Below are 16,415 nucleotides of genomic sequence, written 5' to 3' on the forward strand. Positions count from 1 at the left end.
CGTCCTTCAGCCGACCGCGCGGGCAGCCTCCCGCACCTGACGTGTGGCGGTGTCGACCCGCTCGCTCGCTCGCGCAATCGCCTCCATGCCGTCCGCGATGGTCGTCACTCCGTGGGCGGCCGTCTGCATGCTGCCGGACATCTCCCGCGTGACTGCCGACTGCTCCTCCACGGCCGCTGCAATCGCCGCTGAGATCTCGTCCAGCTTGCTGATGGTGCCCTGGATCGAGCCGATGGCTTCCACCGCGCCCTGCGCGGCCGCCTGCGTCGATACGATCTGCGCGCGGATCTGGTCCGTCGCCTTGGCGGTCTGCTCGGCGAGCGCCTTCACCTCGGACGCGACCACCGCAAAGCCGCGCCCGGCCTCGCCAGCCCGCGCCGCTTCAATCGTCGCATTCAGCGCCAACAGGTTCGTCTGGCCAGCGATGCCCTGGATCAGGGTCACGACGTCACCGATCTGCGCCGCCTGACCGCTCAAGCCCTCCACGATGCTGCCAGTGTGCCGGGCCTGCTCGACCGCCTCACCGGCCATCCGCGCGGCTTGGCTGACCTGCTGGCTGATCTCGCCGACCGAGGCCGACAGCTCCTCCGCTCCCGAAGCGACGCTCTGGATATCGTTCGAGACCCGACCGACCGTGCCGGCGGCCTCTGCCGTCTGCCGAGTGACATCCTCGACCGCAGTGCCGATTGCGTTGAGATCCGCGCTGATCGTCCGCTGCGCCTTGGCCCGACGCTGCCGCTCATGCACCTGGGCGGTAATGTCGGCGGCGAACTTCACCACCTTCAGCACCGTCCCGTCCACGTCCGTGATCGGATTGTAGGTCGCCTGGATCCAGACCTCACGGCTGCCCTTTGCGATGCGCCTGAATTCGCCTGAGGCGAACTCGCCCTGACCGAGCCGGTCCCAGAACCCGCGATAGGCTGCGCCGGTCTGCTCAGCGGCCTCCACGAACAGGCTGTGGTGGCGCCCGCGGATCTCGTCGAGTCGGTAGCCCATCGCGTCGAGGAAGTTGGCATTGGCCTCAAGGATCGTGCCAGTCGGGTCGAAGGCAATAACCGCTTGCGAGCGGTGCAGGCCGGCGATCTGCCCTTCCATGTCGAGGGCCCGCATCTTCTGGGCGGTAATGTCGGCGGCGAACTTGACCACCTTCACGACGCGGCCGGCCCGGTCGAGTACCGGGTTGTAGCTCGCCTGGATCCAGACGGCGCGGCCACCTTTGGCGATGCGCTTGAACTCGGCGGATTGGAAGGTGCCCCGCCGCAGAGCGTCCCAGAACGCGCGGTACTCTGCGCTGTCGCGGTGTGCCGCCTCGACGAACATCGCGTGGGGCCGTCCCTGCACCTCGGCCAGGGTGTAGCCCATGGCCGTCAGGAAGTTTGCGTTGGCGGTGAGGATCGTGCCGTCGGGCTGGAACTCGATGACGGCTTGCGAGCGGTCCAGAGCGTCGAGTTTGGCAGCCAGATCCGCATGCGTCCGCATTCCACCGAACATGGTCTTTTCCTCCCGGAATTGTCGAGGCGGCTCGGCAGCGGATCGGGAGGCCGGCGGTGCGTTCCGCCGGTTCGTTGTCCTGTCCTATCTCTGCTGAACGCGAGATTGCAGGTTAAGGGTTACTTATTGCTTAACGGTTGAGCAGCGCGATTGAATTGTCCAAAACACAACGCAGATTAAGCCGCTAAATAAGTATCTCTGTTCTGTATCTACCGGTAGGTGCAACTTAAGCGTGTTCAAATATAGCGAAGGTGCGCAGGGCTCCGGTTAACAGATCCCTGCTTTCACTGCGCAGCTCGTAGCGCCCGGCTGCGCTGGCGGCAGGTCGCCCGATCCGCCGAACCACCTCACGTTCGAACGCGACGAAGTTCTCGATGCGCCCGTCAGCGGAGCGCAGAGGTCGGCAATCAACCTCGGCGCGGTATTTGGTGCCGTCGGCTCGGTAGTTGGTGAGGTAGCCGTGAAAGCGCTCGCCGGCCACAAGCGCGCGATGGAAGGTATCGAGGGTCTCCCGGCGCGTTTCCTTGCCCTGCATGAAGCGGGGGCTCTGACCGACGATCTCGTCCGGGTCCCGGCCGACGAGGCGCCCGAAAGCGGGATTGGCGTACAGGATTGTGGGACCAGGCAACTCAGTCACCGCGTCCGTGACGATGATGCCGGTGTCCGCATCGTGAGCCAATGCGCGGATCAGTTCGAAGGCGGTCATTGTGCGGCAAAGCTACAGGCCCGTCTGGCGCGAGAAAGCACCCTCGGACGCATAACTGTCGAGCAGGCTGCGCACTGCTGAATGCATAATTCGCAATAGCGTCTGTAAAGGGCGGACCAATTTTAGGCCGCCGTGGCGGAGTAAAACCAGGCCACGGACTGCGGACAGCCTGAACGATGAAGGGGCCCGATCGGGCCTCTTCATCGTTTGTCGCGGATCGTGAGGTCAGGCTGGCCGGATCTCGCCCGTCGCGGGATCAGGGTCATCAAGGGTGGCCTGGTTTTGCTCCGCCCTGTCTGTGCGGCCCCGCCGGCTGCGGGAGGATCTGAGGCGGTAGCTGTCTCCGTTCAGGCTCAGGATGCTGACGTGATGGGTCAGCCGATCCAGCAGCGCACCGGTCAGCCGCTCCGAGCCCAGGACCGAGGTCCAGTCCTCGAACGGAAGGTTCGAGGTCACCACCGTCGAGCCGCGCTCGTAGCGCTGGGACAGGACCTCGAACAAAAGCTCGGCCCCCGTCGGCGACAGCGGCACGTAGCCGAGTTCATCGACAATCAGCAACTTCACCGCGGCCAGCTCCCTCTGAAGCCGGAGCAGGCGGCGCTCGTCACGCGCCTCCATGAGCTGGTTGACCAGCGAGGCCGCCGTGGTGAACGTGACCGAGAAGCCCTTCTGGCAGGCTGCCAGTCCGAGAGCCAGGGCGATGTGCGTCTTGCCGGTGCCGGAGTTGCCGAGCGCGATGACGTTCTCCCGACCGAGGACGTAGCCGCAGCGCGCCAGCTCCAGCACGAGCATCTTGTTCAGGCTCGGGATGGCGGCGAAGTCGAAGGTGTCGAGGCTCTTCACCGCCGGGAAGCGTGCCGCCCGGATCCGGCGCTCGACCATGCGCCGTTCGCGGTCGATCAGTTCCAGCTCAACCAGCCGCAGCAGATAGCGGGGGTGGTCGAGGCCGCTCCGGGCGCAGTCCCGGGCGACCTTGTCGTACTCGCGCAGGACCGTCGGCAACTTCAACTGCTTGAGGTGATGGGCGAGCAGGACGCCCGGTGTCGTCTCATCGCCGCTCACGCTCATGCCGCCACCTCCGGCACCAGCACCGTGTAGTCGGCGGCCATCGTCGCGCGCACCGCAGGCCGGGGCAGATGCGGGTAGGCCGACAAGTCGAGCCGAGGCGGCCGCCGTTCGAGACGGGCCAGCGCGATCAACTTGACCGCATCGAAGCCAATCGCCCCGAGCCGGATCGCCTCGGTGACGGCCCAGGCCACGAGGTCCTTCGGCATCGCCTCCATCAGGCGCAGCACCTGGATGAACTCGCGCTTGCCGCGGTTGCCCATGCGCGCCTCCAGAAGGTGGCGCAGGTGCTGGAACGCCTCGGGCAGATCCCAGCCCTGGAGTGCCGCGGCTTGGTCGAGGGCGTTCGGCTTGGTCTCGATCAGCGCGAGGTAGTGCAGAGGTTCGGCGACGAAAACGCCGCTGCCGTAGCTGCGCGGGTGCCGGGCGATCTCGACCCCCGCACACAGGATCACGACTTCCTCGACGAAGCCCTTCACCAGCACGTCCCGGAAGCCGTAGGTGGTCGGCACCGAGTAGTCGTTGCCGCGATAGCGCACCAGCGCGGTCGACGAGACGCGCCCGGCCCTCTTCTCGCACGGCTCCAGCGGCACCGCCGGCAGGGCTCGCAGAACCACTCGATCGGCCATGAGCCGCGTTCCGATGCTCTCGGGATGCCGCCCGGCGCACTCGTTCTGCCGAGCTCGGCAGCGGCGCTCCAGGTCAGCGTTCAGCGCCTCGAACGAGGCCGCCTCCGGAGCCGGGGTCATGAAGTGGGACCGGGCGAACTTGACCAGCCCTCGACCTTGCCCTTGTCGTTGCCCCTGCCCGGACGGCCGAAGCGATCCCGGAACAGGCAGTGGCTCACCAACTCGGTGAAGGCGCGCGTACGCTCACGCTGTCCGTCGCCGCAGATCTTGGCCACTGCGATTTTGGTGTTGTCGTACAGGATCGACAGAGGCACGCCGCCGAAGAAGGCGAAGGCGGCGACATGCCCGTCGAGAAAAGCTTCGGTGGTCTCCCGCGGATACGCCTTCACGAAGCAGGCGTCGGAGTGCGGCAGATCCATGCAGAAGAAATGGATCTTGCGGCGCACGCCAGCGATGGTGGCGACCGCCTCGCCAAAATCGACCTGGGCATGGCCGGGCGGGTGGGCGAGCGGCACGAAAGTCTCCTGCCCCCGTGCTCGGCAGATCCGTACGTGGTCCTTCACCACGGTATAGCCACCGGCATAGCCGTGCTCGTCGCGTAGGCGCTCGAAGATCCGCTTGGCCGTATGGCGTTGCTTGAGCGGTGCAGTCCGGTCCGCCTCAAGGATCGCCGCGATCACTGGCAGAAGAGGCCCGAGCTTCGGCTTCTCGACCGGCTTCGAGCGTGTGTAGCCCGGCGGCAACGAGAACCGACACATCTTGGCGATCGTCTCTCGGCTCAACCCGAAGACCCGAGCCGCCTCACGCCGGGACTGGCCCTCGATGAACACGAACTGCCGAACGGCTGCGTAGACTTCCACGACGAACATCCTCGGCTCCTCTCGAAAGAGAAGCCTCTCCACTGGCCGGCTTTTACACCGCCCGCATCAGCACAAAGCCGACGCTCCAGTGGATGGTTTTGTCACCGCCCTACACATCCCCGGCGTTACCGTGTCGGTTAGCGGCTTGGCCAACGTGCTGCTCGGCTACCGACGTGGCCATATGATGGATAGTATTTTGGACGGCGGGGTGCGAACTCCGCCGTAGATGTTGAGTGCTTGTCTGGGCCATCCTGTTTGGCCAGATCATCGCAGTCGATAGCTATTCTCTGATTGAGTGGAGTTGCTCCAATCTCGTGAAGCCCTGTAAGCTTTCCGCATCAGAGGCGCTCCCCGCCTCATACACGCCCAACCTATGCCCCCAAGTTCTGCCGCTCGATGGTTGCGTTGGTCCACGCCGGACGCAGCCCAACCGACCTCGTCTGTGAGTTCAAGCTCTCTGCCCAGGCCATCCGCAACTGGGTCACTCAGGCCGAACGCGATAAGGGCACTCGCAATTCCAAGGACGAGGTCCTGACGCTCGCCGAGCGGGAGGAATGATTCATCTGCGCCGCGAGGTGCGGCAACTCCGGCTGGAGTGCGATATCCCCTCAATTGCCGTTACCTCGTTTGCAAGGGAGAACAGCGCGGTGCCGTCAAGCTCTTCCAGTTCATGAGCGCGAACCAGGCCGTTTTCCCCATTGCGGCCATGGCCCGCATGCTCGCCTGTCGGGGGGCCGGCTATCACGGCTGGCGGCAGCGCGAGCTCTCCGTCCTTGCGGTGGCGGAAGCCGCATTGCTGAAGCAGATCAGCCCACTTTCGCTTGATCGGGCGAGGTCTACGGCGCACCACGCGTGCACACCATGTTGGCCGCGCACTTGGCCCGAACCCGAATTTCCCAACCGGTCACACGCTCATTTGCTCGACGCGACCAAGCCCGTCTTGGGCTCGCCGACGCCGAACGTTAATTGCCGCTGATAATGGCAGCTATCGGACAAAATTTGTGGATCGTTAACCTCTCGCTGGGTAGTCTCCCGGCATGAAGCTTGACACGCCCGATCCCGCCTCTGACCCGGCCCGCGACGCATCGTCCGTACCGGTTCCGCTCGCCGAAGCATTGCCCCCGAGCACTGACCTCCTGGTCGAGCGGTTGGAGCAGCACGCCCGCGCCGCGCGCGGGGCCTTCGCCGACAACACCGTCCGCGCGCTCGCTGCCGACAGCCGTGTCTTCGCCGCCTGGTGCCGTGAGGCCGGGCGGGCGATGCTTCCGGCGACGCCCGATACGGTCGCCGCCTTCATCGATGTGCAAGCGGAGATCAAGTCTCGCGCCACGGTCGAGCGTTACCGCTCCTCAATCGCGGCGCTGCATCGCGCTGCCGGCCTGCCAAACCCCTGCGCCGACGAGATCGTGCGTCTGGCGTTGAAGCGGATGAACCGGGTCAAGGGAAGGCGCCAGAAGCAGGCCGAGCCGCTCAACCGGGGCAGCATCGAGCGTATGCTCACGGTGAAGACGCCCGAGCGGCTGCATCGGCGCGTGTTGGAGGGGGAGCGCGATACTCCGCTGATCGCTTTGCGCAACGCGGCGCTGGTCGCGGTCGCCTACGACACGCTGCTGCGCCGCTCCGAACTCGTCTCTTTATATATAGGAGATCTGCACAGGAGCGCCGACGGCTCCGGCACCGTGCTGGTGCGGCGCTCGAAGGCCGACCAAGAGGGTGAAGGCGCGATCAAATACCTCGCCCCTGATACCTTGGCGCATGTCGAGGCCTGGCTCACTGCGGCGGGGCTGGAGAGCGGACCACTGTTCCGGCCTCTGACGAAGGGCGGCCAAGTCGGGGCGAACGCGCTCGGTGACAAAGAGGTGGCGCGGATGTTCCGCAATCTCGCCACGGCGGCTGGACTGAAGCTCCCTCGCCTCCCCTCGGGGCACTCGACCCGGGTCGGGGCAACACAGGACATGTTCGCGGCCGGGTTCGAGCTGCTTGAGGTCATGCAGGCCGGCTCGTGGAAGACGCCCGCGATGCCCGCTCGCTACGGGGAGCGACTCAGAGCTCAACGCGGGGCGGCCCGCAAACTCGCCACGCTGCAGAACCGGGCGTGACCCGACCGCGCGCAGGAGACTTCGCGCGAGTTCGTATGGGCGCGTAGACCGCGCCCCTCGCCCGTGCGCGCACTGCTCGTCGCGTGTCCGCGGCGTGGGCCTTGTTGCGCATCCGATTTTAGCACGGTCCGACTGCGAGCAGATTGCTGACACGTCGGCGACCTCTGCCGGGCGATTCGCTGCCGGTGTCCGAGCAGCCTCGGTGAAGTGCGCGGATCGCCGCTCGGGGTCGGGCCCCACCCGTCGTCAGAGATAGAACGACCCTCGCCCAACTCATCAACACGGCTTATAAGCTACGCTCCAAGGTTGCGCACGACTCGATCTTCGCGGTGCACTGCCGGTTGGACGAGGAGCGGGATCGCATGGAGGGGGTCGCTGCCATGGCAATCGCGGAGTACGTCATCGGGCTCTCACCGTACGCCACGGCCAGCGGAGTCGATGATAGCGACGCGCTCCGCGCGTCCCTGCCCGCCGCGAAGCCCTGGCAACGGGTCGTCTCCCGCTCGAAACTGACCCACTCCGCCACGATGTCGAAGTTGCTTGCTCGGTCGACTGCATGAGCCTCAGCGTCAGTGCTACCGTCGTGAAGAACTGGTTTCAGTATCGCTGCGAGCGCAAGGCACGCTACGAGATCATGGACCGGTCCGACCTCGACGCGGCGCAGGTGCTGCGCGACGTGCGGAGTCAATCCTGGGCTGATCTCGGCGTCGACTACGAGGACCGTGTCGTCGCTCGCTTGCAGCGCGAGGAGGGCGTCCTGCGCCCACCGTCCGGCCAGGATCGTCTCGGAGAGGCGGAGAGCGTGGCATTCCTGCGCGGTGCCATCCCCCTGCCCTACGCCGCCCAACTCACCCTGAGGCCGCGTCGCGCTCGACCGACCTTCCTGGCGTCGGACAGTCCTGTCGGCCTGCGCGCGAGTTACCCCGACCTCGTGGCGATGGATCGTTCAGGTGACGTGCCCGTCCTGCGGGTGATCGACGTGAAAGCCACTCGGAACCCGCGACCCTTCCACAAAGCGCAGGTCGCCTACTACGCGCGGATCCTCGAGAGCGTGCTGAGCGACCTCGCCGGACGCGCGCGCATCGCGTCCGAGGGCGAGATCTGGCACATGCCCGACGACGCCCCCACCGGCGGCGACGATTGGACGATCAGCCGGTTCCCCCTCGCTCCGTTCCTGCGGCTCGTCGACGAGTTCTGCGGCGATACTCTTCCGACGATCGCCAGGAAGACCGTCGCGGCTGGCCGTGACGAGACGTTCTTTCACCTCTATTTCAAATGCGAGCAGTGCGAATACCTCGGTCACTGCTCGCGCTCGATCCGTGAGGATCTCTCCCCGGACGTCCGCGACGTCTCGGCGGTGCCGGGCTTGACGCACGAGAGCAAGCGAACGCTCTTGCGTCTCGGACTGCGTACGGTCGGCGGTCTCGCGCGGGCCGAGGGTTTGGCGCGCGCCCGACAGGGGGGCTGGTCGCTTCAGCGCCACGCCGAACGCCTCGTCGGGCGCGCGCAGGCGTTGAGTCAAGGGCACACCCGGAGGCTGCCCGACGCGACCTCGTTCCTGATGCCGGCGCGGATCGATGCCGCCCTCGTCCTCCTCGTCGATCACGATCCCGTCGAGAACCGATTGGCCACGATCGGCTACGCCTACGCGGACGCGGCCGGTCGTCGCGACAGCCTCGTGCGCGTCGTCGCCGGTTCGACCGATCCCGACGCGGAAGTGAATGCGCTCTGCGACGTGCTCGCCAGCGTGGTGGGCGACCTCACCGCGATCGATGCCCACAATGCCGACGAGGACCTCGCCCCAGCCCGAGCGATCCACGCCCACATCCTCTTCTACGAACCGGCCGAAGTGCTGAACCTTCAGGCGGCGATCGCGCGCCACCTCCAGGATCCGCGCATCCGCACCGGTCTGCTGCACATGGTGCGTATGTTCCCGCCTGAGGACGTCGTGCCGGAACCCGAGTTCCGTGGCGTCCATCACCTGCCGGCGACCGCGCTTCGCTCCGTCGTCGAATCATTGTTCGCCGTGCCGGTCGCGGTCGCTTACGACCTACGCGGGGTAACGCAGGCCTTGGCCGCGGAAGGACACCTCGATCCGGCTTACGCACCGGGGGACGCCTTCTCGCGCCCGTTCTCATCCCTGCTCTCGATCGACGTGATCCGGTCCCTCGCAACGCCGCGCGCCGATGCGCCCACGCGGGACGAGGTGGTGGACGACGTTCGCGGTCGTTTGGCGTCGACCCACGCCCTCGCGCAATGGCTCCTTGCCGAGAACCGCACTGCTGTGTCGCGGGGCAGCGCCCCGCTCCTGCGCCTCGCGAAGCGGCCCTTCCGGTTCCAGGCCAGCTTCGATCCGATCGAGGCCGAGGATCTCGACGTCCTGCAGGCCTTCGAGATCCTGGAGAACCGATCCGGTCTCCTCAACACGCTCGTGGAGCTTGCCCAACCAGCCACGCGCCGGCGCGACGCCGGACGGTGCATCGCCGGCCTTCGCCTCCTGCGCACGGGGCGCAACCGCGCGCGACGTCAGCATTGGGCCCTGTTCAGCGTCCCGCCTGAGAGTCGCAACTCGGATCTCTCCGCGGCCAACTTCGACCTCATCCTGACCGATGACGATCCGGACGCCCGGCTCAATCCGGCCCTGTGGGACGCGGTGGCCTGTCGGATCGTCGAGCCGGACCCGCATCGCGGCGCGGGGCGCCTGCTCGCGACCATCGACGACGCCGTCTGGGACGGGCCGGTCCTCGCGCCGATGCGGGCTCGCTCGGGTGACGCCTCGCCCTGGTTCATCGATCGGGTCTTCCGCGACGTGAACACCGCCCGCGCCGCGGCCTACCTGCGCTTTCTCAGCCCCCGACCCGCCGCGGGAGCAATGGCGTGACCGTCCGAGACGACGTTCTCGCCTTCCTGCGTCATCCCCGCGCCTTCGCCGGTTCGCTCCCGCTCGATCATCAACAGCGCTGGCTGAGAGGGCTGACGGACTTCGCGCTGCCGCGGATCGCGGCGCGCCACGATCGCGCCCTGCGGCCGGCTCAGGAGCGTGCTTGGCGCGCGATGGCCGGTCACCGCGCCTCGCTCGTCCTCGGGCCGCCGGGAACCGGCAAGACTCACCTTCTGGGGTGGCTCGTCGCCGGGCACCTGTGGGCTCGACGAGAAGCGGGCCTGCCGGCGCGGATCCTCGTCACCGCCTTCACCCGCAACGCGATCGGACACTTGCTCGACACCGTGCGGGACCGGGCGCAGGCCCACCTCCCCGTCCCACCCCGCGTCGTGTTCTGGGGGAACGCCCCGCCCTCCGGCCTCGCCGATGGCGTCGCGCACGTCCCGAGGCTGTCGGGCTCAGGCTTGGAGGAGGCGCTCGCCACGATCCTGGACGAGGCCGTGGTCGTAGGCGCGTCGATCTGGTCGTTGAATCGATTCCTAGGCCAGGAGAGGACGGCGGGCGCCGACGGGCCGACCGCGCCGCTGTTCGACCTCGTCGCCATCGACGAGGCGAGCCAGATGGTGCTCGGCCACGGGCTGATGGCGCTCGCCGGCTTGGCCGACGGCGGGCGGGTCGTGGTCGCAGGCGACCACCGCCAACTGCCTCCCGTCCGGGCGCCGCACGAGGCCATTCTCGACGGCCGGGCCGTCGGGGGTTCGCTCTACCATTTCCTCCAATCCGTCGGAGCGGCGGAATTCGCTCTCGACGAGACGTTTCGCCTGAACGCACCCCTCGCGGCCTTCCCCGAGCGGCATTTCTACCCGAACGCCTACCGATCGGCCGACCCCGTGCGGGACGACCGCCTGGCGCTGATCGACGGCTGGTCGGACGGGCTCGAAGGCTGGGAGCGGATCGCGCTCGACCCCGACTACCCGATCATCGCTCTCGTCCACGACGGACCCTCCGCGGCGACGGCCAACCCGTTCGAGGCAGCCCTCGTCGCACGTTTGGCGGCCCACCTGCGAACCCGCGTCGCTCCCGCGGCCGACGGGACAGCCGTCGATGACCGGACCTTCTGGCAACGCCGCTTGGCCATCATCAGCCCGCACAGGGCTCAGAACGCCGAGATCCGTTCGGCCTTGGCCGATCGCGCCGGGAGCGATCCGGTGGTCGAGACGGTCGATCGCATCCAGGGCAAGGAGCGCGACGCCATCATCGCCTCCTACTGCGTCGCCGACCCGGAGTTCGCGTTGGCCGAGGCGTCCTTCATCTTCGGCCGCGAACGCCTGAACGTGATTACGACCCGCGCGCGCACCAAGCTCGTGCTGGTCGTCAGCCGACGCTTGCTCGACGCGGTACCGTCCGACGAGGACGATCTCGGGTCGGCCGAACTGCTGCGCGAATACGTCTACACGGGCGCGGAGGTCGGGCATGTCACCCTCGCCGGACCCGACGGCGAGCGCGTCCGGGTCGCGGTACGGGTACAGGGGTTCGGTGGCGATGATGCCATCCTGCCGACGATCGAGCCGTCTCCGACATCGCCTTCCGTCGGTGGTGAGCCGACGCCGATCCTCACGACCGATCTCCAGGCGCTGCTCGAGGCCATCCGGGCGTCCGCCCTGGCCAACCCGCGATACGGAACGGCAACCGTCTCCGACGTCGAGCGGCGCCTCGCCCGCCGCGGCATCCCCTTCGCGGCGTGGCGCGACCTGTTCCGGCTCGGCCTGATCGACCTGAGGCAAGCCCGAGGGTCATGGGGTGCGTTCTGGGTTGCCGAGCCGCGCGATCCGCCACGGCCGCCTTTCCCGTCCGATCGCGCGACGGTGAATATGCGCGTCGAGGAAGTGATCATCGGGGCGCGTCGCAATCGCCGGGCGCCCTTCTACACCAACGTCCGCCAGCGATTCGTCTGGATGGATCGCGACGGCAACGACGTCCTGCTTCCGATCCTCGAGGACCTCGCGCGCGAAACCGGATCGCCCGTTCTGGACCGCACCCCGAAGGGCGATCTGACGATCGACCTACCTCGGCGAACCGCCTCGGCGGGCGGCGACGCTTCTCCCTCCCCACCCCCGCCCGCGCAGGCGCTGTCCGACGACGATTTCCGAATCCTGAACGCCCTCGAGGACATCGAGGCGCGGCGCATCAATTTCGGTGTCGTCGAGGCCTGGACCTCGATCCCGGAGATTGCCGGTCGGCTGGGCGGAACTACGCCGCGCCGGGGCGTCCTCGCCGCGCTCGACCGATTGCGTGAGCACGGTCACGTACTGCTCTGCGAGGACGAGCGCGTTCGCAGCCGCATGGCCGAACTCGCCCGCGAATTGCGGTACGTCAAGCAGCGCTTCGCCAAAGGTGATGCAACGCGGCGCCCCTACCTCGTGCGCGGCCTGAAGGTCGAGTTGCGCGACCGGCGCAAGCCCGAGCGCCGCACGCCGTTGTCAGAACCGATCGGCGAGGTGTGCCAGCATCTCGCGGACCGTCCCTCCGCCGTGCGCGCACTCGCGATCCTCGAAGCCTCGCTCCAACGCCTGTGGCATACCCCGGATCCCGGCATCGCTGGCTTCCAGGCCCGCGCGCTCACCGCGCTCACGCGTGCTTGGCACGCGGATGCCGGCCCTGTGCCGCGGTCCGATACGTTCGTCATCACCGCGGAGACCGGCTCGGGGAAGACGGAGGCCGCTTGCCTGCCTCTCCTCGCCGGCGCGCTCGCCGACGCCCTCGCCGGCATCCACGGAACGCGAGCGATCCTCGTCTATCCGCGCGTGCGCCTCGCCGCGAACCAAGCCCAACGCCTCGTTCGCTACGCCGCTGCCCTGGCGCACGACCCCGACGTGCCGCTCGTCACGCTGGGTCTCCAGAGCGCGCAGGTGCCGCGGGACGAGGAGGTGCTCGATCGCATCGCAGCCGCTGGCAACGAGGGCACGGGCTGGCGTCGCGCGCCAGGGACCGGCGCGTACGAGTTCCCCCTCTTTCCCTGTCCCGAGCCCACGTGCGGCGGCGCCCTGCAGATGCATCTCGGCCGCGGCCGGTCGAGCGCCGACCGCCTCGCCTGCGAGCGGTGCGGCTGGCACTACGATGGTTGGATTGGCACGAAGCGTGCGCTGCGCGCGACGCCCCCGTCCCTCTTCCTGCCGACGACGGAGTCGCTCCATCAGTGGCTGCACGACCCTGATTCCGGAGCGCTCTTCGGCGAGGTGCACGACGGTCCTCCCCGATCGCCCCGCGCCCTGCTCGCCGACGAGATCCATCTCTACACACACGGTCACGGCGCCCAGGTCGGCTACACCTTCCGTCGCCTCCTCGCTCGGCTGCAGCGCAACGACCCGGATCAACGGCCGCCTCTCGCCGTCGGCATGAGCGCCACGCTGGGTGATCCCGTCGACGTCTGGCGGCGCCTGACGAACAGGGCCGCGGCCGAAGCCTTGGCGCCGACGCCCGGAGAATCGGACGAGAACCCGCGAGGGCGCGAGTACTTCTACTTCGCCCAGCCCGAGGTCGAGTCGCGGGGCCGCGACGTCGCGGGCGCGTCGACGACCATCCAGAGCCTAATGTGCCTGGCTCACGGCATGCGTCGACGCACCGGGACGGATGGGGGCTACCGCGGGATCGTATTTCTCGATTCGATCGACAAGCTCCGGCGATTGCACGGCGACTACCTCGACGCCGAGGAGGGCGGGCGCCTCGCGGCCTACCGCACCCGACTCTACGACGACGACCCGCTCACCGCCGAGCCGCGCACCCAGTGTTGCGGCGAGCCTCTCGGCTGCGACGCCTTCCGCGAAGGAGAATGCTGGCACTTCGCGGCGACCGACCGACGGCAGGTGGGCGCGCAGGGCGCGCGCGCGCCAGGCCAACCGCTCGCCGTCGCCGAGACGCCGGTCTATTCCGGTACCGGGGGGCGGGTGGAAGGTCTCATCAAGGGGGCGGATCTCGTCTTCGCGACCTCTTCGCTCGAGGTCGGCTACGACGACCCGGACATGGCGCTGGTGTACCAACATTACGCGCCGCGCAACTTGGCGAGCTTCATCCAGCGCAAGGGCCGGGGCGGGCGGGGGCTGAACGATCGCCCGGTGACCGGCGTGACCCTCTCCCTCTACTCGCCGAGGGACACCTGGTACTTCCGTCGTCCGGCCGCGATGCTCGACGCGCGGACGTTCGGCGTGCCGCTCAATCCCGCCAACTTCTTCGTGCGCCGCGGCCAAGCCGTCGCGGCGCTGCTCGACGGCTTCGCCCGCTTCGAACGACTCGAGGGCCGGACGGCGCTGGGCGCCGATCTCCGGCCGAGCCCCAGGGCACTCGAGGTCGCGGGCGAACTGATCGACCTCGCGTTCGGCCCGGACCTGTGTGCGTCCCTCGGCGTCGCCGACCTCGCGGCGTTGTGGTCCGACGCCCTGCGCGCGCACGACGACCGGATCGAGAGCCGAGATCTGGTCTCCCTGCGCGAAACGCTCCCTTGGGTTCCCACGGTGCTGTTCGGCGCCTCCAACGCCCTGACCGTCGATGTGCGCTTGCCCGAGGGGGCCGCGAAGGGCGCGTCGGCGGGCGCTGAGCCGATCGCACTCGCACTCGCGACCGCCGCGCCCGGGAACGTGACCCGCCGCTACGACGGACGCCACCTGCACTGGACCGTGCCCGTCCAGGGGGCTGCACCTTGGCTCACGCCCGGATCCTACCGCGAGGCGTCGTACTTCCCGACCGGCGGGGTCGACCCGGCGATCTTGCGCGAGGCGCTACCGGATGGTGGCCTGGAAGAGATCGGTCCCGACCTGCACATCCACATCTGCCGGCCGCGGCTCATCGAGATCGCGACCGCGGGCCGCATGTGGGGGGCCGATTGGGATCCGGCCTGGCGGATCGTTCCGCCCGGCTCCGGGCCGGGTCGCGTGGAACCTTCGGTGGCGGGCGTCGACGGTGCACCGGCCGCGGTCCATCACCAGAGCCGCGGTGCGCTGAGAGGCTTCCTCGTCGTGCGGGCCGATCCGGCGCTCGCCGAAGAGCTTCCTCGTGCGTCCCTCCCCGCTTGCGCGACGCATGCAGAACGCTTCGTCGGACGCGGCGTCGCGGCCCGGCGAACCGGCTTGTCGGTGACGCGGCTGTACTGGGGCGCGGACGCCCAAGTCCGATCCACGGATCCGCAGGTGGACGACCTCCACCTCACGCAACGCTTCACGCGGCCGGGCACGAACGAGACGCTCCTGCACGGCTATCGCATCGAGACCGAGGGAGTCCGCGTTCACCTCGATCCGAGGCGGCTCGATCGCTTCGTCCAGACGGAGGCCGCGCGCCTTCATGAGACCGCCGAAGGCCGATGGCATCGCGCGCAGGTGCTGCGTCACCGCGTGGCGAGCCGCGCGCAACATGCCGGCGTCAACGCCTTCGAGGCTCGACGCGCTGCCGATCTCATCGTCACGGCGGCCGCTCACACCGATCTTCGCGCGCGCCTGAACGCCCTGCTCCAATTCTGGGACGCTCGCGAGTTGGCCCTGCTGCTCTCGGACACTTGGCGCGCTCACCTGCAGGCCCATCCGCAATTGTCCGAGCGCCGCGTCGCTCGTCTCGGAGAGTTGGCCGGTGGGCAAGAGTTCCAGGCCGTGCTCCTGGCGGCGCTGCATGATGCGCGTTCAGATGTGGTCTTCGCGGCCTATCTCCGCAGCGCTGTGATCCACGGCTTGGCGTTGCGCCTGAAGCAATCCTTCGTGCTGCTCGGGCACGGCGACGAGCGCGAGGTGCTCCTCCACGCCCGCTTACCCCTGCAGTTCGGTCATCGCTCGGACGACGTCATCACGGTGGCCGAGGCGGGCTCGCACGGCGACGGCACCGCACGCTCGTTCCTCGGGCGTTGGAACGAGGCCACCGCGCACTGGCGGGATGGGTCCTTCACCGGCTGTCCGAACGCGGCGGAGGATGCGATCCTCGACAGACTTCTCGCTGCTCCGGCCGCCCAGCGCGCCCGATGGCGCGTCCTCGATCCCCGGCACTTCGATCAAGTCCAGTCGCTCGCCGCCGATCTAGGCGCCCCGTTGTGGGGCGAAAACGGCCCGGCCGTCGCGATGTCGTCGGTGTTGCGAACGCTGTTCGGTGTTGAATCCGTGGGGGCCGAGCGCTTCGACCTTCTCGACCTGACCCTCGAGATTCGCGAGACCGAAGCCGATCTCATGAACCGGATGAGCCGTCCGCCTGGCACCTGGGAAATCGTCAGCGCAGCGGTCACCGAGGCCGAAGCGGGAACGCGGCCCGTCCTACAGCGGCTCCTGCGTGCCTACGGCGGGATCGAGCATGCGGATCAGACGGAATCGCTCGCGCCGCCCGCCCGTCTCGCCGATCAGGTCTACCGCCTCGGTGTGCGCCTCTGCTTCGACGGCTGCCAAGCGTGCCTGCATCAGGCGAGCGACCTGATGTCGGACGACCTTGTCGAGACCTCCACGAGTCGAGCCATGCTGGACCGCTTTCTGTGCGCGGACGTGGCTGCGTCCTGACGGTGGGGCCGGTGATACAAAGGTTTCCCGATCCTGGAGGAGCGTAAGGTCATGGGGCCATCGGCATCTAGGGCAATTCTTGGGCGTAGGACCAGCAGGCGGGCGAAGACGCCCTCAAGAACCTTAGCTTGTGATGCCACGGGCGGCAGCGGCGTGGTGCGTTCGT

The 16,415-nt window shown here is 68.1% G+C and carries 7 protein-coding genes and 1 pseudogene; 4 read left to right on the forward strand and 4 right to left on the reverse strand.

Going from position 1 to position 16,415, the window contains the following annotated elements; translation table 11 throughout:
- Nucleotides 1-6: 6 nt before the first annotated feature.
- From A3862_RS30210 to istA, 4 genes and pseudogenes are all read right to left on the reverse strand, one after another.
- The gene (locus tag A3862_RS30210) at nt 7-1,491 is read right to left on the reverse strand and encodes a methyl-accepting chemotaxis protein (protein ID WP_111474414.1); all 1,485 of its coding nucleotides are present in this window, start codon (nt 1,489-1,491) and stop codon (nt 7-9) included.
- A gap of 226 nt (nt 1,492-1,717) precedes the next feature.
- Nucleotides 1,718-2,197 (reverse strand): PAS domain-containing protein, encoded by a 480-nt coding sequence (locus A3862_RS30215; RefSeq protein WP_111474415.1) that lies wholly within the window; start codon nt 2,195-2,197, stop codon nt 1,718-1,720.
- A 225-nt stretch (nt 2,198-2,422) separates the two neighbouring features.
- Nucleotides 2,423-3,265 (reverse strand): IS21-like element ISMdi7 family helper ATPase IstB, encoded by an 843-nt coding sequence (gene istB / locus A3862_RS30220; RefSeq protein WP_003596510.1) that lies wholly within the window; start codon nt 3,263-3,265, stop codon nt 2,423-2,425.
- Nucleotides 3,262-4,760: pseudogene (gene istA, locus A3862_RS30225) on the reverse strand (IS21-like element ISMdi7 family transposase). The gene istB and the pseudogene istA overlap by 4 nt, the downstream one beginning before the upstream one ends.
- Before the next feature lie 387 nt (nt 4,761-5,147).
- On the opposite strand from istA, the gene A3862_RS31755 reads away from it, so the two are divergent.
- The 4 genes from A3862_RS31755 to A3862_RS30245 all read left to right on the forward strand — a co-directional run bounded on the left by A3862_RS31755 (nt 5,148) and on the right by A3862_RS30245 (nt 16,249).
- Nucleotides 5,148-5,309 (forward strand): hypothetical protein, encoded by a 162-nt coding sequence (locus tag A3862_RS31755; RefSeq protein ID WP_163006275.1) that lies wholly within the window; start codon nt 5,148-5,150, stop codon nt 5,307-5,309.
- Between the two features lie 479 nt (nt 5,310-5,788).
- Complete coding sequence (locus A3862_RS30230) at nt 5,789-6,850, forward strand: tyrosine-type recombinase/integrase (RefSeq protein WP_111474416.1); 1,062 nt, start codon at nt 5,789-5,791, stop codon at nt 6,848-6,850.
- Nucleotides 6,851-7,406: 556 nt separating this feature from the next.
- Nucleotides 7,407-9,731 (forward strand): hypothetical protein, encoded by a 2,325-nt coding sequence (locus tag A3862_RS30240; protein WP_111474418.1) that lies wholly within the window; start codon nt 7,407-7,409, stop codon nt 9,729-9,731.
- Nucleotides 9,728-16,249, forward strand: a complete 6,522-nt coding sequence (locus tag A3862_RS30245; RefSeq protein ID WP_111474419.1) for an AAA domain-containing protein — start codon at nt 9,728-9,730, stop codon at nt 16,247-16,249. The genes A3862_RS30240 and A3862_RS30245 overlap by 4 nt, the downstream gene beginning before the upstream one ends.
- The last annotated feature ends 166 nt before the right edge of the window (nt 16,250-16,415 follow it).

It is taken from the genome of Methylobacterium sp. XJLW (assembly GCF_003254375.1).
GTDB lineage: Bacteria > Pseudomonadota > Alphaproteobacteria > Rhizobiales > Beijerinckiaceae > Methylobacterium > Methylobacterium fujisawaense.